General features: G+C 72.9%; 15 protein-coding genes. 4 read left to right on the top strand and 11 right to left on the bottom strand.

Translation table 11 applies throughout. The features are described 5' to 3' along the window. Nucleotides 1-18: 18 nt before the first annotated feature. The 3 genes from WMF33_RS14340 to WMF33_RS14330 are packed head-to-tail and all read right to left on the bottom strand — an operon-like array spanning nt 19 to nt 2,163. Nucleotides 19-894, bottom strand: a complete 876-nt coding sequence (locus WMF33_RS14340; RefSeq protein ID WP_437337660.1) for a DUF2520 domain-containing protein — start codon at nt 892-894, stop codon at nt 19-21. After that, nucleotides 891-1,562 carry a nicotinate (nicotinamide) nucleotide adenylyltransferase gene (nadD, locus tag WMF33_RS14335; RefSeq protein WP_437337659.1) on the bottom strand — a complete coding sequence of 224 codons (672 nt, stop codon included), beginning with the start codon at nt 1,560-1,562 and terminating at the stop codon, nt 891-893. The genes WMF33_RS14340 and nadD overlap by 4 nt, the downstream gene beginning before the upstream one ends. Further along, nucleotides 1,546-2,163, bottom strand: a complete 618-nt coding sequence (locus WMF33_RS14330; RefSeq protein ID WP_437337658.1) for a hypothetical protein — start codon at nt 2,161-2,163, stop codon at nt 1,546-1,548. The genes nadD and WMF33_RS14330 overlap by 17 nt, the downstream gene beginning before the upstream one ends. A 220-nt stretch (nt 2,164-2,383) precedes the next feature. On the opposite strand from WMF33_RS14330, the gene WMF33_RS14325 reads away from it, so the two are divergent. Continuing rightward, the gene (locus WMF33_RS14325) at nt 2,384-3,658 is read left to right on the top strand and encodes a 2Fe-2S iron-sulfur cluster-binding protein (RefSeq protein WP_437337657.1); all 1,275 of its coding nucleotides are present in this window, start codon (nt 2,384-2,386) and stop codon (nt 3,656-3,658) included. A 42-nt stretch (nt 3,659-3,700) separates the two neighbouring features. Here WMF33_RS14325 and WMF33_RS14320 read toward each other — a convergent pair whose 3' ends face one another. From WMF33_RS14320 to WMF33_RS14310, 3 genes are all read right to left on the bottom strand, one after another. Then, complete coding sequence (locus WMF33_RS14320) at nt 3,701-4,432, bottom strand: heme exporter protein CcmB (RefSeq protein WP_437337656.1); 732 nt, start codon at nt 4,430-4,432, stop codon at nt 3,701-3,703. Between the two features lie 8 nt (nt 4,433-4,440). Next, the gene (gene speA, locus WMF33_RS14315; protein WP_437337655.1) at nt 4,441-6,372 is read right to left on the bottom strand and encodes a biosynthetic arginine decarboxylase; all 1,932 of its coding nucleotides are present in this window, start codon (nt 6,370-6,372) and stop codon (nt 4,441-4,443) included. Between the two features lie 225 nt (nt 6,373-6,597). Further along, nucleotides 6,598-6,975 (bottom strand): hypothetical protein, encoded by a 378-nt coding sequence (locus tag WMF33_RS14310; RefSeq protein ID WP_020734915.1) that lies wholly within the window; start codon nt 6,973-6,975, stop codon nt 6,598-6,600. A 250-nt stretch (nt 6,976-7,225) separates the two neighbouring features. Between WMF33_RS14310 and WMF33_RS14305 the strand changes: the two genes are divergently transcribed. Then, nucleotides 7,226-8,236, top strand: coding sequence for a CPBP family glutamic-type intramembrane protease (locus tag WMF33_RS14305; protein WP_437337654.1), 1,011 nt, complete (start codon nt 7,226-7,228; stop codon nt 8,234-8,236). A 39-nt stretch (nt 8,237-8,275) separates the two neighbouring features. Here the strand turns inward: WMF33_RS14305 and WMF33_RS14300 are convergent, their stop codons facing one another. After that, nucleotides 8,276-8,761, bottom strand: coding sequence for a hypothetical protein (locus WMF33_RS14300; protein WP_437337653.1), 486 nt, complete (start codon nt 8,759-8,761; stop codon nt 8,276-8,278). A gap of 222 nt (nt 8,762-8,983) precedes the next feature. Between WMF33_RS14300 and WMF33_RS14295 the strand changes: the two genes are divergently transcribed. Together WMF33_RS14295 and WMF33_RS14290 are read left to right on the top strand one after the other, a co-directional pair. Then, nucleotides 8,984-9,670: a transglycosylase SLT domain-containing protein gene (locus tag WMF33_RS14295; protein ID WP_437337652.1), complete on the top strand. Its 687-nt coding sequence runs from the start codon at nt 8,984-8,986 to the stop codon at nt 9,668-9,670. A gap of 214 nt (nt 9,671-9,884) precedes the next feature. Then, the gene (locus tag WMF33_RS14290; RefSeq protein ID WP_437337651.1) at nt 9,885-11,270 is read left to right on the top strand and encodes a KamA family radical SAM protein; all 1,386 of its coding nucleotides are present in this window, start codon (nt 9,885-9,887) and stop codon (nt 11,268-11,270) included. Nucleotides 11,271-11,362: 92 nt separating this feature from the next. On the opposite strand, the gene WMF33_RS14285 is transcribed toward WMF33_RS14290, so the two are convergent. The 4 genes from WMF33_RS14285 to WMF33_RS14270 all read right to left on the bottom strand — a co-directional run bounded on the left by WMF33_RS14285 (nt 11,363) and on the right by WMF33_RS14270 (nt 17,931). Beyond that, nucleotides 11,363-12,826, bottom strand: coding sequence for a helix-turn-helix transcriptional regulator (locus tag WMF33_RS14285; protein WP_437337650.1), 1,464 nt, complete (start codon nt 12,824-12,826; stop codon nt 11,363-11,365). A 352-nt stretch (nt 12,827-13,178) separates the two neighbouring features. Continuing rightward, entirely contained in the window at nt 13,179-13,829 is a 651-nt protein-coding gene (locus tag WMF33_RS14280) for a hypothetical protein (RefSeq protein ID WP_437337649.1), read from the bottom strand. Between the two features lie 222 nt (nt 13,830-14,051). Further along, on the bottom strand, nt 14,052-16,100 hold the full coding sequence (locus WMF33_RS14275) for a MopE-related protein (protein WP_437337648.1): 2,049 nt from the start codon (nt 16,098-16,100) through the stop codon (nt 14,052-14,054). Nucleotides 16,101-16,284: 184 nt separating this feature from the next. Next, nucleotides 16,285-17,931 carry a hypothetical protein gene (locus WMF33_RS14270; RefSeq protein ID WP_437337647.1) on the bottom strand — a complete coding sequence of 549 codons (1,647 nt, stop codon included), beginning with the start codon at nt 17,929-17,931 and terminating at the stop codon, nt 16,285-16,287. Between the last annotated feature and the right edge of the window lie 168 nt (nt 17,932-18,099).

Genomic DNA, 18,099 nt, shown 5'->3' with positions numbered 1-18,099 from the left:
TAGAAAATTTCAGTGCGACTACCGGGTTCCGTCCAGGACCTGCTGGATCGCGTCGAACGCGTCCGGAGGCGCTTCGCCCAGGGCGCGGGCCAGCGGGAGCTGCGTGGCCGCGGCGGCGACGTAGAACGGGACGAGGTGCGGCGCGAGCCGGCGGAGCGTCTCGAGGTGCCGCGCGACGCCGGGCGCGTCGCCGCGCCGGACCGGCCCCGTGAGCGCCTCGGGTACGCCGAGCACCTCGACGTTGTCCGCGACCGTGCGGAGCAGCGGGCCGAGCATCTCGGCGGCGGTCTTTCGCTCGACGCCGGCGCGCTCGAGCAGGTCGACCCCGGCGGCGGCGAGCGCCGCGGCGCCGTTGGCCACGAGGCCCGCGGCGGCGTGGTAGGCGACACGGTCGAGGTCGGAGAACGTGCGCGGCGTCATCCCGAGGCGCACGCCGAGCGCGCGCGCGGCGCGCACGGCGGCGGGATCGCCGTCGATGTGGAGGTGGCCGCGCTCGAGGAAGGGCACGAACGCGGGCGAGGCGAACGAGATCATCGGGTGCATCTGCGCGACCGAGACGCGGCGGCCTCGCACCGCGGCGAGCGCCTCCGGGCCGAGCGCGCCGGCGCAGTGCACCACCGCGACGTCCCGGTGGCCGACGAGCCGCAGGTCGCGCATCGCCTCGGCCGCGGGCGCGATGGCCCCATCGCGCACGGCGAGGATCACGAGGTCCGCCTCGATGCGCTCCATCGGAAGCCCGTCCCGCGCGGGCCGCAGCGTGACCGACAGCCCCGCGTCGCGGCTCGCGCGCGCGAGCCCGCGGCCCACCTTGCCGGCGCCGTAGATGAACACCTCCGGGAGGGCGCTGTCGTCCCGGTGCATCGGCGACGGGCGTGTGCTGTCCATCTCGTTCATGCGCCGCTCCCGTATAGGCCGTGCGCGAGCGCGTAGTCGAGCACGGCGCGCGGCACGCGCTGGCGGACGGCCTCCAGATCGCCCGCGGCGAACGCCCGGCGGATCTCGCTGCTCGAGATCTGCGGGAGGAGCACGTCCGCGGGGCGCAGGAGCGGGCGCGGGTCCGCCGCCGCGTCGAGGGGCTCCGCGGCGGTCGCGGCGAAGCCGGAGCGGCCGAGGACGATCGGCGGGGCGAGCTGCTCGATGCGATCGAAGCGGTGCCAGCGCGGGAGATCCGGGAGCACGTCGGCCCCGACGAGCAGGCGCATCGCCCAGCCGGGGTGCGCCGCGGCGAGGTGCTCGAGCGTGCGCAGCGTGAGGCTCTCGCCGCCGAGATCGCGCTCGACCGCCGAGACCGACACGCGCGGGAGCCAGCCGAGCGCGAGCTGGCACATGGCCAGGCGATGCTCGAACGGCGCGAGCTCCTTGGAGAAGGGGTGGCGGTAGACGGGGACGACGAGCACCTCGTCGATCGGCGCGACGGAGATCGCGTAGGTCGCCGCGAGCACGTGCGCCACGTGGGGCGGGTTGAAGCTGCCGCCGAAGATCGCGACGCGGCGCGCTTCTGACGCTGACCCGCGCGCGCGCCCGCCCGTCGCGCCCGCTGCGCCCTCAGCCGTGCGAGCCACCTTGAACCCTCAGCTTGGGGCCGGCCGCGGGCGGGCCGACGATCTCGCGCGCGGTCACCGCGCCGCTCGCGTTGATCACCTCGATCCGCACCCCGCCCTGCCCGTCGTCGAGGAGCGCCCGGCCGCCCTCGGAGCCGATCGGCCCGGGAGAGAAGAACGTCCGCGGGCCGACCCTCTTGATGAGCGGCTCGGAGCTCTTGCCGAAGACGAGGAGCGACGCCGCGACGATGTCCTCCTCGTCGAGCGCCGCCTTGTCGAACACGAACAGCGCGACGCGCCCGTCCAGGATCTCGATCGTGCGCTGGCCCGGCGGGAGGCTCATCAGCACCTTGAGGCGCAGCCGCGCCCGCTCGGACGCCACGAACGCGTCGATCTGCTCCGGCGTCGCGGCGGCGCAGCGCGCGGCCCGATCGAAGAGGGCGCCCTCGGTCGGGTTCACGCCGACCAGGCTCTGCGCCCAGCCCTCGACGACCCGGTCGAGCGCGTCGTCCTCGGCGACGTAGATGACCCGCTCGGCGTGGCCTTCGTCGAGCAGGTGCTGCGCACCGCGAGCGAGCGCGGGCAGATCACCCTGTGCAGGGCCGAGGACGCCGAGGCGCATCGGCCACAGCATAGATCAGCGCGCGAAGCGGGGGGCACCTTCTCCGCGCCGCGCGCTCGCGCCGGCGACGCCGCGCGCTTTCCGTGCCGCTTCCCTGCCGCTTCCCTGCCGTTGCTTACCGTCTGCTTGCCGCTTCCCTGCCGCTCGCTTGCCGCTTCGTTCCCGCGTTTTCCCTGGCCCGCGGCGCGCGCGCCCGGCGCGCGTCTGCTAGCGTCCGCCCATGTTTCGGCGAGGTCGCGCGCTCCGGGATCCGGTCACCATCACCCTCGACGGAGCGGGCGTCCCGGCGGAGCGGGGAGAGCCCCTGGCCGTGGCGCTGCTCGCCTCCGGGCGCGTGACGCTCGCGCGGAGCCCGAAGCTGCACCGCCCGCGCGCGCCGACCTGCCTGCGCGGCGGCTGCGACGGCTGCCTGGCGCGGGTCGACGGGGTGCCGAACGTGATGACCTGCCTGCGGCCCGCCGCCGGCGGCGAGCGCATCGAGGTGCAGAACGTGGTCGGCTCGCGGGAGGCGGATCTGCTCCGGGTGACCGACTGGTTCTTCCCGCAGGGGATCGACCACCACCACCTGATGGCCGGCGTCCCCGGGCTGTCCGGGGTCATGCAGTCGATCGCGCGCAAGCTGGCGGGGCTCGGCCGGCTGCCGAGCGCGCCGCTCCCGCCGGAGCCCGCCGCGCGGCTCGAGCTGGACGCGGCGGTGATCGGCGCCGGGCCCGCCGGCGTCTCGGCGGCCTCGGCGCTCGCGGCGCGCGGCCTGCGCGTCGCGCTGATCGACGACGGCCTCGCCCCCGCCGGGTCGCTCGCCGGGGCGCCGCGCCGAGCGGCGGAGCTCCTCGCGCGGCACCCGCTCGACGGGGTGCGCGTGCTCTGCGAGCACGTGGCCGCCGGCGTCTACCTCGGCGAGCTCCTGGTCGCCGGCGACGCGGGCGCGACCGTGATCGAGGCGCCCGCGCTGGTCTTCGCCACCGGGGCGCACGACGGCGTCGCGGCGTTCCCGAACAACGATCTGCCCGGGGTCTTCTCGGCGCGCGCGCTCTGCCGGCTGCTCGCCTGCGGCGTCGAGCCGACCGGCCCCGTCGCGATCGCGGGCGAGGGCTTCTGGGCCGACGAGCTCGCGAGCGCCCTCGGCGACCGGATCGCGGCGCGGATCCCGCTCGCCGCGCTCGCCGCGGTGAACGGGATCTCGCAGGTGAAGAGCGTGACCGTGCGCGGCGCGCCCTCCGCCCAGGGCAGCCCGACGCGCGATCTCAAGGTGGTGGCGCTCGCCGTCGAGGCGCCGGCCGCGCCGTCGTTCGAGGTCGCCGCGCAGGCGGGCGCGCGCGTCGAGGTCGACCCGCGCGCGGGGTACGCCGTGCGGGTCGACGCGCGCGGCCGGGCCGGCGACGGCGTGTGGGCGATCGGCGAGTGCACCGGCGCCGCGCTCGATCTCGACGGCCTCGCGCGGGCGGCGGCGCTGCTCGCCGACGACGTGGTCGCGGCGCGCGGCGCGGCCGCGTGAGCCTGCGATCGCCGGCGCGCCGCGGCCCAGCTGCGCGGCGGGTCAGCCGTCGATGATCAGATCGAAGAGGCCGATCCCGCCCGCGATGAACACGACGTCGAACACGCCCATGAGCGCCACGTAATCGGTGAGCTCGCCGAGCGTCGCGCCGCCGAAGAGCTCCCGCGTCCCCGCGACGGCGGCGAGCAGGGTGGGCGCGAGCAGCGGGAAGAGGACGCTCGCGAGCACGAGGTCGCGGGCGCGCGTGCGCACGGTCATGGCCCCGAAGAGGGTGCCGCTCGCGGCGATGCCCGGCGTCGCCGCGAGGCAGAAGAGCGCGAGCCCCGCGCCCGTCTTCGCGAGATCCACCGCGAAGAGGAGCGCCGCGGCCGGGATGATGATCACCTCGACCGCGATCACGAAGACGCACAGCCCGAGCGCCTTGCCGGCGAACAGGGCGCTCCTCGCGATCGGCAGGACGAGCAGGCCCGAGAGCGCGCCGTCCTCGCGTTCCCGCTGCCACGTGCGGCTCAGCGCGAGCACCGACGCGAACGCCACGCTCACCCAGATCACGCCGGGCGCGACCCGCTCGGCCGCGTCCTGCCCGGCGTAGAACGCGAGCGACGCGATCACGGCGACGAGCACCGCGAAGAACCCGCTCGTCGTGACGATCTCGCCGGTGGCGAGCTCGATCGCGAGATCCTTCCGCGCGACGAGCATCGCCTGGCGCACCCACCCGGGCCGGCGCCTCGACAGGGACGCCGGGCCCGCAGGCGCCGTGGTCTCGGAGAGCACGGCGCCGCTCAGAGGCTCAGGTACGTCTGATCCTTGAGCCCCCGCTCGTAGTCGGCGAGCAGCCGCATGCCCTCGGTCGGCTTGAGGAGGTCCTGCTTGATCGCGCCGTCCACCTGGGCCTTCACCTTCCCGACGAGATCGCGGTTGTCGTACTGGGTCAGCGCCAGGACCTCGTGGATCTTGTTCCCGGCGATCGTCTCCTCGATGTAGTACCCGCTCTCCTCGTCGTCATCGAGGAAGACGTGCACCTCGTTGACCCGGCCGAAGAGGTTGTGGATGTCGCCCATGATGTCCTGGTACGCGCCGGTCAGGAAGATGCCGACGTAGTACGGCTGGTCGCCCACGATCGGGTGCAGCGGGAGCGTGTCCTTCACGTCGTTGAGATCGATGAACTTGCTCACCTTGCCGTCGGAGTCGCAGGTGATGTCGACGAGCGTGCTGTCCGCCGCGGGGCGCTCGTTCAGCCGGTGGATCGGCACGATCGGGAAGAGCGCGCCGAGCGCCCAGTGATCGAGCAGCGACTGGAACACCGAGAAGTTGCAGATGTACTGGTCGGCGAGCTGCTTGCGGAGCTCGCCGAGATCGTCCGGCACCTCCTCGGGGTCGAGCTCCGACGCGATCTTCTCCATCGCCTCGGCGATCTCCCAGAAGAGGATCTCGACCCGGGCCTTCACGTCGAGGTTGAGCAGGCCGAGTTCGAACATCTTCTGCGCCTCCTCCTTGATCTGGAGCAGGTCGTGCCACGACTCGCCGAGGTTCGGCCCGGAGAGGTTGTCCTTGATGTAGAGGAGGTTCTGGATGAGCTTGTGCTCCTCGGTCTGGATGTCGATCGGCGACATCGGCGTCTTCTCGATCGAGCCGAACGCCTGGACGACCAGCACCGAGTGGTGCGCGACGATCGCGCGGCCGGACTCCGAGACGATGTTCGGGTGAGGCACCCGCTCCTCGTCGCAGATGTCCGCGATGTTGTGCACGATGTCGCGCGCGTACTCCTCGACCGAGTAGTTCATCGAGGAGTGGAAGGTCGAGCGCGAGCCGTCGTAGTCGATGGCGAGTCCGCCGCCGACGTCGATGTACTCGATGCGCTGCCCCATCTTGCGGAGCTTCGCGTAGTAGCGCGTCGCCTCGCGCACGGCGCGCTTGATGATCAGGATGTCCGGCACCTGCGAGCCGATGTGGAAATGGAGGAGCTTGAACGAGGCGCTCATCCCGGCCTCGTCCATGATCCGGATCGCCGCGAGGATCTCGGCGGTGGAGAGCCCGAACTTCGCGTTCTCGCCGCCGGACGTCTTCCACTTGCCCGCGCCCTCGGTGAGCAGCCGCACCCGGAGGCCGATCATCGGCTCGACGTTCATGTCCTTGGCGACGCGGGTGATCATCCGCACCTCGGAGAGCTTCTCCGCGATGAGGATCACCTTCTTGCCGAGCTTGCGCCCGATCAGCGCCGTCCGGATGAAGTTCTCGTCCTTGTAGCCGTTGCAGACGATCAGCGACTCGGGGTCGTGGTGGACCGACAGGCCCGCGAAGACCTCGGGCTTGGAGCCGACCTCGACGCCGTAATGGTAGGTCTTGCCCGCGTCGAGGATCTCCTCCACGACCTCCCGGAGCTGGTTCACCTTGATCGGGAACACGCCGCGGTACGTCCCGCGGAACTTGCTCTCGGCGATCGCCTTGTTGAACGCCTCGTTGAGCGCGCGCACCCGGTGGTGGAGCAGGTCCTGAAAGCGGATCAGGAGCGGCGTGCGGAGCCCCTGCTCGAGCGCCGCGTCCACGACGTCGCGGATCGCGATCTTGCTGCCGCGCTCCTGGAGCGGGGCGACGGTGAGGTTGCCGTCCGGGCTCACGTCGAAATAGCCGCGACCCCAGCGGTCGATCATGTAGAGCGACTTGGCGTCTTCCGTCGTCCAGACGCCGGTCTCGGTCTCGTGCGCGCTGCTCACAGTCGTTCTCCTTGGCGGGGCTCGCGGCGGGCGACACCCACCTTTCTGGGAGGGCCCACGGGGGGCTTCAGGCTCATCAGGGGACGTCAGATCGTCGGTCCGACGCTGGACGGCTGGACGCCGCGCGCTGGCGACGCGGCTCAATTACGATAGGAACGCCGGACCTTCAAGGGCGGGCAGCCCGGTCCGGTCCGGCATGGACGGCGCGCTCGACGAGCGGGCGGCTCAGGCCTGAGCCTTCGGGGTGGCCGAGGCGGCCTTCGCCCGCTTCGAGGCCGACTGGTAGAGGTCGTAGAGGCGCGGCACCGGGTACGCCTCGAGGCGCTTCCTGTAGCCCTGGTCCTTCGACCGGTTCAGGACCGCCAGCGTCTCGTCGATGAGCTTCGCGCGCGTCCCGAACTTCTCCTTCACCGTGCTGAACGTCGCGTGCAGGCGGAGGAGCTTGGCGTTCGACACGTGCTCCAGGCCCTTGGAACCGCCCCGATCCGTGCTGACGCGCCCGAGCCAGAGGTCCTCGTTCGCGAGCCCTTTCAGGGCCTCGACGAGCTTCGCCTTGTCGCCGAAGCGCTCCTTCACGATCGCAAGCGGATTTTTGCTGGCCATTCTGAGACTCCCACGGGCAGGCGGGGCCTGCGCCGGAAATGCGCGAGATGACTCGCGCGGCATTGAAGAGGGAGCGCGATCTAGCAGAGCGGCCGGGGTCACCGCAAGGGCGCGCCGCGGAGGATCGCGCCGGCGGCGGAGGGACCGCGCCGGCGGCGGAGGGACCGCGCCGGCGGCGGAGGGCGCGAACGCGGCGGAGCCCGCGCGTCGGCGCTGTGCTGGGCCGCGGATCATGGTACAGGGCGCGCCGATGCTCAACCTGGGGAGCTGGCTCGTGGCGCACGTCGACCGGCTCCGGCCGCTCCGGCCCCCCTCGGACGCGAGCGCCCGCCTCGCCGAGCCCTCGTCGGCGCTGGCGAGCACCCTGCTGAAGGCGCTGTTCCCGGTCGCCGCGTTCATCGCGCTCGCGCCCCTCCTCTGGCTCTTCTTCCGGCGCACCTGGCGGGAGCTCGACGTCGAGGCCCACGAGCACCAGCGGCGCACCCTCGCCGCCGGGGGCTACGACCGCCGGCCCGCGGTCCTGTTCACGATCACCGCGGTCGTGCTCATGCTGCAGCAGTACTACGGCGGCCGGGCGGTCTACGACGAGCACATCCGGCCGTGGCTGCGCGAGCTCGAGCTCGCCCAGACGCTCTCGCCGGCCGGGGTGATCGTGCCGATCTCGCTCCGCCGCTACGACGAGCTCTACAGCTACGTGTGGTGGTCGTTCACCCGCGTCTTCGGCTACGTCGCCATCCCCATGGTCGGGTGGAAGCTCTGCTTCCCCAGGGACAGCCTGCTCGACATGGGGCTGCGCGTCCGGGGGCTCGCGCAGCACGCGTGGATTTACCTGCTCTGCCTCGCCGTCGTGGTCCCGGCGGTGTTCATCGTCGCGAGCGCGCCCGACTTCGGGAGCTACTACCCCTTCTACAAGCAGTCCTCCCGCTCCTGGTTCGACCTCATCGCCTGGGAGGCGATGTACTTCGCCCAGTTCTTCGCGCTGGAGATCTTCTTCCGCGGCTTCTGGCTCGCCGGCCTGCGCCACACCCTGGGCTCCGGCGCGATCTTCGCGATGGTCGTCCCCTACTGCATGATCCATTTCGGCAAGCCGTACCTGGAGGCGGCCGGCGCCGTGGTCGCCGGGATCGCGCTCGGCTCGCTGGCGATGCGCACGAAGAGCATCTACTCGGGCTTCCTGGTCCACGTCACGATCGCGCTGCTCATGGACCTCGTCGCGCTGTCGAACCGCGGCGCGCTGCCGCGATCGTTCTGGGGGACGTGACGCCGGCGAGGCCGGCGCCGCCGGCCCTCGCGCGGCGGCTCAGCCGAGCGTCCGGGTCAGCTTGCGCATGATCTCGGCGCGGCTCCGGTCCCGGATCTCGCGCCGGTACAGCGCCTCCAGCCCGACGGCGGCCGCGCGCGCCGCGTCGCGGTGCTCGCCTTCCCAGGGGAGCACCGCGAGCCGCCGCCAGAGGATCTTCTCCAGGAGCCGGGGCCTGCGCCTGGCCAGCGCGCCGCTCGCGAGCTCGATGACCCGGGCGGAGGCGGGGTCGGCCCGCATCGCGCGCACGAAGAAGCCCACGGCGGCCGTGACGCGGCGGCCGCCGCGCATCGCCTGCACGCCCGCGTCGCACAGCGCCTCGGCCCGCTCGCGCGGGGTCGCGGCGCGCCGCGCGCGCTCCCGCGCGGCCTGGACCTCGGCGCTCAGCGCGTCCCGGCGCCGCCGGGCAGGGCGCATCTTGATGACGAGGAACAGGACGAAGAGGGCCGCAACCCCCGCGAGCACGTGTCGCCAGCCGATCTCCATGGCGCCCGCCTTAGTACAGCGCCCGGGGCGTGCTCACCAGAGCGAGCTTCCGCGCGGACGCCCCCGCGGTGGACGGCCTCGCGCGGCCGTCCTCGGAATGGCGCCGCCCGCCGCGGCGTTCCACGACGTTCCTTTCCGCGACGTCCTTTCCACGACGTTCCTTTCCGCCGCCACGGTGCGGTTTGCGCGAGCAGGCGATCCCAACCTATGCTGAGCCGAGAAATGCCCGTCCCGTCGACCTCCGGCTCCTCCGTTCGCGTGCCCCTGCGGGCCCTCGTCGCCGCGCTCGGGCTGGCCGCCCTCGCGCTGCACCCGGGCAGCGCGCTCGCCGATATCTTCACGTACACCGACGCGGATGGAACGGTGCACTTCTCGAACCGCGCCGCCGGCGACGCGCGGTTCAAGGTGTACATCAAGGGCGACGGGCGCCGCCCCGGGGCCCGCCCCGGCGTGGCCCCGGTCGCCCCGAGCGACAAATCCCTCGAGCGCTTCAGCCGCTACGACACGTGGATCCGTCAGGCCGCGACGCTCTACCAGATCCCCGAGGAGCTCGTCCGCGCGGTCATCAAGTGCGAGAGCGACTACGATCCGCGCGCGGTCTCGCCGGTCGGCGCCCAGGGGCTGATGCAGCTGATGCCCGAGACCGCCCTCCGCATGCAGGTGCGCGACCCGTTCGACGCGCGGGAGAACATCTTCGGAGGAACGCGGTACCTGCGCATCCTGGCCAACCTCTTCAACGGAGATCTCGATCTCACCATCGCCGGGTACAACGCCGGCGAAGGGGCGGTGATGCGGTACGGCGGCATCCCGCCCTACGAGGAGACCCAGGCATACGTGACGCGCGTGCGGACCTACTACGCGCGCTACCGCACCACCCGGGACACCACGGTGGCCTCCATCGAGCCCTGATCGGCTCGCCCGCCGCGCCGCCCCTCCGCTCGCCAGCCGGAGGCGCGCTCGACCGCACGGCGTAGCGCACACCGCCCCCGACGGGGGTACCGCGATGCTACGATCCCAGGAACGGCTGCCGCAGCCGCCCCCGGGCAGGCCCCGGGAAGCGCAGGTGCGGACAGGCGGCCATCCATCACGCTCTCTTTGCTCCGCGCGGGCAAGGGTCCACGACATGACGACCACCTCGAGCCTCATCGAACTCACCAAGCGAAGCCCCGACATCGCGCCCCTCAAGCCGCCGGTGGATCCGGCGTCGCTCCAGCACACGAAGCTGCCCGAGGTGCCCGACTTCCGGAGGATCCCGGCCTACGCCGAGGTGACCGACGAGCAGTTCATGGATCACCGGTGGCAGGCGAAGAAGTCGATCACCCGCCCGGACAAGCTGCTCGACACGCTGCGCGGGATCGTGTCGGACGACTTCATCCGCGACGCGACCGAGGGCTTCGCGCACGCGCCCATGAGCGTCCGCGTCTCGCCGTACATGCTCTCGCTGATCGACTGGAACGATCCGTACGGCGATCCGCTCCGGACGCAGTTCATCCCGCTGGCCTCGCGCTTCCTGCCGGATCACCCGAAGCTCGGGCTCGACTCGCTGCACGAGCGCGCCGACGCGCCGGTCCCCGGGCTGACGCACCGGTACGCCGACAAGGCGCTGTTCCTCCCGCTCGACACCTGCCCCGTGTACTGCCGCTTCTGCACGCGCAGCTACGCGGTGGGCATCGACACGGAGGAGGTCGAGAAGACCCACTTCAAGGTCGACGAGGAGCGGTGGAAGCGCGCGTACGCGTACATCGCGTCGCGCCCGGAGCTGGAGGACATCGTCGTCTCCGGCGGCGACGCGTACAACCTGCGGCCGGAGCAGATCAGCGCGATCGGCGAGACGCTCCTCAGGATGCCGAACATCCAGCGCATCCGCCTCGCCACGAAGGGCCCGGCCGTGATGCCGCAGAAGATCCTCACCGACGACGAGTGGATCGACGCGGTGACGCGCACGGTGGAGCTCGGGCGGAAGCTGCACAAGGAGGTCGTGATCCACACGCACTTCAACCACCCGAACGAGATCACCGGCATCACCCGCGACGCGATGAACAAGCTGTTCGAGCGCGGGATCACGGTGAGGAACCAGTCGGTGCTGCAGCGCGGGGTGAACGACACGCCCGAGACGATGAAGCTGCTCGTGAAGCGCCTGGGGCACCTGCACGTGCACCCCTACTACGTCTACATCCACGATCTCGTCCGCGGCGTGGAGGACCTCCGGACCACGCTCGCGACCGGGCTCATGATCGAGAAGCACGTGCGCGGCTCGACCGCCGGGTTCAACACGCCGACGTTCGTCGTCGACGCGCCCGGCGGCGGCGGCAAGCGCGACGCGCACTCGTTCGAGCACTACGACCGCACGACCGGGATCTCGGTGTTCGAGGCGCCGAGCGTCAAGCCGGGGCAGCGGTACACGTACTTCGATCCGATCGATCAGCTCCCGGCCGAGGGGCGCGCCCGCTGGGCGGACCCGGCGGAGCACCAGAAGATGATCGACGAGGCGCTCCGCGCGTCGCGCTGAGGCGGCCCGCGCGCGGGCGGTCGAGGGGCCGCTCGCGGCGGCGGGCGAGCGCCCGCGCGTGAGCTCGCGGCGGCAGGCGCGCCCGCGAGGTCCTACTGGCCCTCGGCCTGCCCCGAGCCCTCGGCCGGCGGCGGCTCCGCGTAGCGGGCGAGCGCGCCGGCGAGCTCGCGCTTCACGCGGTCCACGAGGTCGGGCGGCTCGACCACGCGGGCGGTCTCGCCGAAGCCGAGCACCCACGTCGCGAGCTCGGTCATGTCGCCGATGTGCATCGTGAGCCGCACGCCGCCGCCGGGCAGCTGCGTGATCTCCTGGGAGGGGTGCACCTTGCGCGTCCGCACGAACTCGGTCACGCGCTCGTCGAAGTCGATCACGACGCGCCGGGGCTCACCGCCGCGCCAGATGCCGAACTGGCCCTGGAAGTAGTCGTCGATGGAGAAATCAGGGGGCAGCTCGAACCGCTCGGTGACCGCGCACTCCGTGTCGCGCATGCGATCGAGCAGGAACGTGCGCACCTCGCCGCGGCTCACGTGGAGGCCCACGCAGTAGATCGCGTCCTTGTAGAGGACGAGCGCGTACGGATGGATGAGCACCCGCTCCTCGCGCCCGTCCCGCGAGCGGCGGTAACGACACCGGAGCGGGCGCAGATCGGCGACGGACTGGAACAGGTCGTCGAGCTCCTCGGTCCGCGCGGCGTAGTCCTTCGGGGCGAACGGGAGGTAGAGGAAGCGCTCCTCCAGCCGCGCGTCGGCGACGCCAGCGTTCGGGCCGCGCCCTGGCCTGCGCGCGACGCCGAGCAGCCGCTGCGCGGCGAGGTCGATCTCCTCGAAGAGCGTCGAGCCGCGCATCGGCTCGAAGAGACGGCGGGCGGCGAGCAGGGCGTACGCCTGCGTCCGCCGCACCTCGACGCGCCGGGGCGCCTCGCTCGGCGAGAGGCGCCAGAGGCGAGGGCCGCCGGGGCGCGTGGCGACCGACACGAGATCGAGCTCGCGCTTGACCTCGACGAGGTAGCGCCGGAGCGAGCGCGGCGTGACGTTGAGCTCACGCGCGAGGTCGTAGATCGTCAGGCCGGCAGGGTGCTTCTGCAGCAGGCTGCGCAGCGAGTCGAGCCGCCGGTGCTGCGTGAACGGGCCACGCGGCCGGCCGCGCCGCGGGCCGCCCTTGGCGTCGTCCTCATCGTCCTCGTCCTCGTCGTCCTCCGGCGCAGGAGGCCTCCTCGAGGCGGCCGCCGGAGGGGGCGCGTCCGTCCGCGCCGGGGCCGCTGGAGGGCGCACGCTCGGCGGAGGGCGCACGCTCGGCGGAGGGCGCACGCTCGGCGGAGGCGGGGCCGCCGTGCTCGGCCTGACGTCGGGCGCCGCGTCCCCCGTGAGCCGCGGCGTCGCGCCGGCGCGCGGCTTCGAGGGCGGCAGCGCGCTGCTGGAGAACGGGTCGGCGGCCTGGCCGACGCGCCCGCGGGGCGCGCTCCCGGCCCCGCTCGAGCCGGCGGCCCCCCGCGCGCGACCGGGCGAGGTGGCCGGCGCGGGGGCGCCCCCAGGGCCTGTGCGAGCAGCGCGCGCCATCAGCTCAGCGCTCTATCGCATCACCCCTCCCCATCCAAGATGTTTGTCCCGCGCTCCTCCGGCCGGACGGCGACCGCGGCGCGGGCGCACGAGGACACGCGCGCCGCACGTCGTGCTCTGGCGCGGCTGCGCTCTGGCTGCGGCTGCGCTCTGGCTGCGGCTGCGGCGGCGCGGGCACACGAGGACACGCACATCGCGCGCCGCACGCCGGGCTCCGGCCACGGCGTGGGGGGCGCGCGCGGGCGCAGCGCGCCAGCAAATCCGTTAGTTAACCTAACTTATCGACACGTGAGCCGCAGAGACGCAGCGGCGCCGGCGCACGGGGGCGCCCCCGCCAGGCGCCGCGGGCGGCTCACCAGGGACGATCGCGCATCGTCTTCTTGTACTGCTCCTTGTAGAGGTCGTGGCACTGCTTGCAGCTCGCCTTCGCGGCGTCGATGTCGCCGGCCTTCGCCTTGGCGGCGCCGGCCTTGGAGATCGCCCCCCAGCTGCCCATGCCCGGCGGCGGCTTGCCGGCCACGTACAGGAGCGCCGCCGCGATCTTCTCGCCGTCGCCGCTCGAGGTCGCCGACGCCATCGTGCTCTTCATCCAGGCCTGCATCGGACAGAGCTTCTGGCCCTTCGATCCGCACTCGAACTTCTTCTCGCCCGCCTGGGCAGCGCCGGTCGCCGCCGGCGCTGCGGCCGCAGCGGCCGACGCCGCCGCGGTCGCCTTCGCGGCGGCCGCGGCCGTCTCCGCCTTCGCGTCCGCCGCGGCCGTCTCCGCCGGCGCGGCCGCCGCCGCAGCCGTCTCCGCCGGCGCGGCCGCCGAAGGCTCGGCCGTGGCCGCGGCCGGCGTCGCCGCCGGCGCGGCCGTCGTCGCCGCCGGGGCCGCGCTCTCGGTCGGCTTGCCCTCGGCCACCGCCCCCGGGGTCGTCGCGTCGTTCCCCTTGCTGTCGCAGCCGAGCGTGGCGAAGGACAGGCTCGCGAGCAACAGCGCGAGCGGGGTGATCGTTCTCCTCATGCAGTCTCCTTGGTGATGAACAGAAGCGCTCCTTCGAGCGCGACCGAGGGATGCGTGCCGCGGTCCCCGGCTCGACGCGCAGTGTAAACGGGTCGCCGTCCGTCCGCTGCGTTCGCGCGCCCCCTGGACGCCGCCACCCGAGGGCCCGACGCGAGGTGCCGCCTCCAGAGGCGACATCCGACGACATGGACCTCTCCGCCGGTCAGACCGCGCTCGCCCCCGTCAATCGCGCGTCCCCGGCGTCGCGGCGAACGCCGACCACCGGAAGTTGTCGAGGAGGGCGACGGAGTCGTTCCAGGGATCGTTGGTGTCCCAGATCACAAATCGCAGCTCCATGATCTCTCCGGGGACGACGTTGCCGTTCATGACCAGCCAGCCGGTCCCGCCGCCGGCGCGCTCGCTCGTGCCGCACCAGCCAGGTTCGCCCTCGATCTGCGCGGGCGGCCTCGTGATGTCGAACCCCGTGCCGAGGAGCTGGCCGACGCCCGTGCAGGTGGTCGTCGAGCCGGGCTTGGCGCCGCCGCCGCACCCGGTCGGCCCGTTGACGCACTGGGTGAAGAGCCCGGTATCGCCAAATGCGAGGTTCACGCCCAGCGGGTAGACCGAGCCGCCGGCGGGCGGGGGATCGTAGAACGCGAGGTTCTTGTCGTCGGGGTTCGCCGCCTCGCCCGGGAAGGGCTCGAACGTGGAGTCGAGGAGCGCGAGGAAGAAGTCGTTGAACCGACTGCACACCCACTCCGGGTATTCGGACGAGAGGAAGAACGTCGAGACGCTGAACGAGCTCGCGTTCGTCGGCACGCGCACGCGCAGCCGCAACATCACGGGATCGTGGGCCGTCGTGCCGCCCAGCGGCTCCGGACAGCCGGGCGTGTTCGGGAGGCGCTCGCCGTTCGCCTCGAGCCAGTCTGCGGGCATGCCGCTCGACGTCCCCATGTTCTGGCCGCCCTGGAACGGGGCGAAGCTCGGCCGCGTGTTGTTCGGCGACGCCTGGGCCGCGGCCACGCCCGTCGAGAGCACCGCGAGCCGCGCGCCCCGGAGCGGCAGGATGCCGGAGCCGAAGCCCCGGCGGATCGACCGCTGGGCCGCCACGGGCGTGCCGGCGCCGTCGGCGAGGCGGAAGCTCGCCGAGATGACGCCCCACGTGCGCCGCGACGCCGTCGTGGTGGCGCAGAGATCCATCGCCTTCGCGTAGTCGAGCGCGGTCGCCGAGTCGCTCGCGAGCCCCTCGTCGCAAGGCGAGGCGTTGTCGACCGCGCCGTCGCAGTCGTCGTCGATCCCGTTGTCCGCCACCTCGAAGGCGCCAGGGTTCATGAGGGACGCGGGGCCGCACGCGTCCAGCGAGGAGTCGCAGCAATCGCCCTCGCAGATCGTCCACCCGTCGCCGTCCTCATCGGGCGGGTTGTCGACCGTGCCGTCGCAGTCGTTGTCGATGCCGTCGGCGCACGCGTCGAGCTCCGGCAGCACCTGGCCGAGGCACGGCCCCCAACCGAGGCCGCTCGGCCTGCACGTGGAGACCCCGGGGGCGCAGGGGCCGGCGCCCTCGGTGCCAGGCGCCCCCTGGTAACACGCCCTCGCCTCGCCCGGCGTGCACGAGCAGGGCCCGCGCGCCCCCTCGTCGTGCTCGCACCCGTCCGCCGGGTCCTCGTTGCAGTCGAGGAAGCCGCCGTCGCAGGCGCTGAGCACGCAGCCGCCCGCGACGCAGGCGCTCTCGCCGTGCGCCAGATCCGGACACGCCCGACCGCACAGGCCGCAGCTCAGCGCGTCGGTCTGGAGATCCCGGCAGAGCCCGTCGCAGCACGAGGCGCCGCCGTCGCACGGGCGCGTCGGCGAGCAGCCCTGAGCGCACTCGCCCTCTCCGGTGCACAGCGTGCCAGGAGGGCAGTCGCCGTCCGCGACACAGGCAACACAGGTGTGCTCGGCGGGATCGCAGTGGAGCGGAGCAGGGCAGTCGGACTCGGATTCACATCCGGCCACGCAGCGCTTCGCCTCGGGATCGCACACCTGGCCGGCCGGACACGCGTCCGGGCCGGGGAGGCACGCGACGCAGCTGCCCGTCGCCCGGTCGCAGAGCGGAGCGCCCGGATCCGCGGAGCAGTCGGTCGGGCAATCGCCCCCGCCCTCCCCTCCGCCGCCCAGGGGAACGCCGGGAGATCCGGCGCCGGCGGCGCAGGACGGCGCCGCCGCGGACGCGAGCGCGAGCCCCGCCAGGGCGACGAGCCCTCCGGTCCAGGCCAGCGGGCGGCGACGGACAGCGCGGGTTCTGATCGACATCGGCGAGCTGCTCCCCTCCGCGGAGGCGGCGCACCCGAGCGGCGCCCGACCGCAAGGATCGTAGGATACCCCGCCGGCGCCGTGGACGACGGCGGATCCGCGGAGATCGGCTGCGCCCCTCGACGGGCGATGACGCGCGCGGCGCGATCGGCCGAGCTCGCCGGAGGTGCGACCGAGACGGCGATCAGCGCGTGCGCTCGTACAGCGTGAAGGCGCCCTCGCGCTCGATCCGGCGAAACGAGGTGTGCGCCGCGGTGAATACCGGCCTCTCCGGCCGCTCGTTGCGGAGGATCACGTAGTCGTACGCGACGCCGTGGACATCCGGCTTGAACCACTCACCGCGGTTCGACGGCGGCGCGGGGAGCCGGCGCTTCAGCTTGAAGGGGAAACCCACGTTGTGCCAGCCATCCGCGCTGAAGCCCCCGCGCATGACCTGCACCCACGAGGAGAAGTGGTTCGTGCCCTCGATGATCAAGGCCTCGTCGGTCCGCGGGGGCAGCGACACGAAGAGGACCTCGGCGCCCGGCGGGATGCGCGCCACCATGCGGGCAAACGGCTCGAGCCGCTCGTCGAAGCTCGCGTATTTCTCCGAGAGGTGGAGCGGCAGCACGAGCGCGACCGCCGCGGCAGGGGCCATCAGCAGGCGAGAGCGGCCCCGGAGCGGCGCCGGGATGGCCAGGAATCCGAAGAAGCAGATGAGCGGCGAGAAGCGCCCGCTCACGAACCACCAGTCGAACGGGCGAGCGAGGTGCAGCGGCACGAGGAAATAACAGGCCACCATCGCGGCGCAGAGGACGAGGGAGCGGTGGTGGTGCAGCCGGCCGAGCGGCGAGCTGGCGGGCGGGGCCGCGTCCCGCGCGGGGAGGAGCAGGCCGAAGCGCCGGGCCAAGCTCCAGAGCGAGAGCAGCGACGCCACCGCGAGCAGCACCCAGAAGAGCCGGGTGTCGAGCTCGCCAGACACCGAGTTGAGCGTGTACTCGGGGAACGAGCGGAGCATCTCGTGCCAGGGCACCCAGGCGCCCTGGAACCGCGGGCCGCTCCGCAGGTCGACCATGGGGCTCTCGAAGGCGACGAGCTGCCAGGCGAGGAGCGCGACGGCGGGCGCGAAGAGCGGCAGCGCGCGGGCGATGCGCGACCACCGGGGCAGATAGCAGAGCATCAGCGCGGCGACGCAGACGTAATAGCCAAAGAGGATGAGCGGATGGCTGAGGCCGCAACCGACGCTGAGCAGCGCGACGGCGGCGGCGCGCCCGGGGCTCGGCCGCTCGAGATGGGCGTCGAGCGCGACGACGCCGGCGAGCAGCAGCGAGATGCCGACGAGGAACGGCAGGAAGCCGCACGCCCACGAGAGGCTGAACGCCAGCGGGAAGGTGAGCAGCGAGAGCCAGGGGCTGCGCCGCGTCCGGTGCGCCCAGCCGAGCGCCGCCGCGGGGATCCCGAGCACGTACCCGGAGAGGACGATCCGGTTCGCGTCCTCGAGGTCGACGGCGTAGGCGAGGAGGTGCGTCAGGATGTGATAGGCGCCGTACGGGGCCGGACGGAGGCTGAGCTCGTAGAAGTCCCGGTAGCGAGTCCACGGCTCGTCGAAGTGGTGCCAGATATGAACGGCCGCGAGGTGGTTCGGCAGATCGAGCAGCGGCAGGAACCGCACGCGCCATATCGGTACGATGGCCGCGACGGCGAGGAGCGCGAAGGTCGCGACGAAGACGCGATCGCTCGCCCAGCCAGGCCACCGCCGCGACGCGGGGGGCTCGGCCGCGACGTCGCGCCGGGGTGGCGCCGCGGCGGGCGTGAGGGCGCTGTCGGGCGGGCTCGAACCGGGCATTTCCATGAGAACGGTGGCCCTCCCCTTCCCTGCGCGCGCGGCGCGAGGTGCGGAAAGGCCCGCGACGGGCTGCGAGCCTTAGCACAGGAGGCGGCGCCGATTGCAGCGCCGCGTGTCTTCCTCTAGTTTCCCGGCCACCTCGCAGGCAGACACGGCACGCGATGACACCCACCG

Origin of the sequence: Sorangium sp. So ce394, assembly GCF_051474665.1 — a bacterium.
GTDB classification, from domain to species: domain Bacteria; phylum Myxococcota_A; class Polyangia; order Polyangiales; family Polyangiaceae; genus Sorangium; species Sorangium cellulosum_D.
This window is presented reverse-complemented; position numbering and strand designations above follow the sequence as displayed.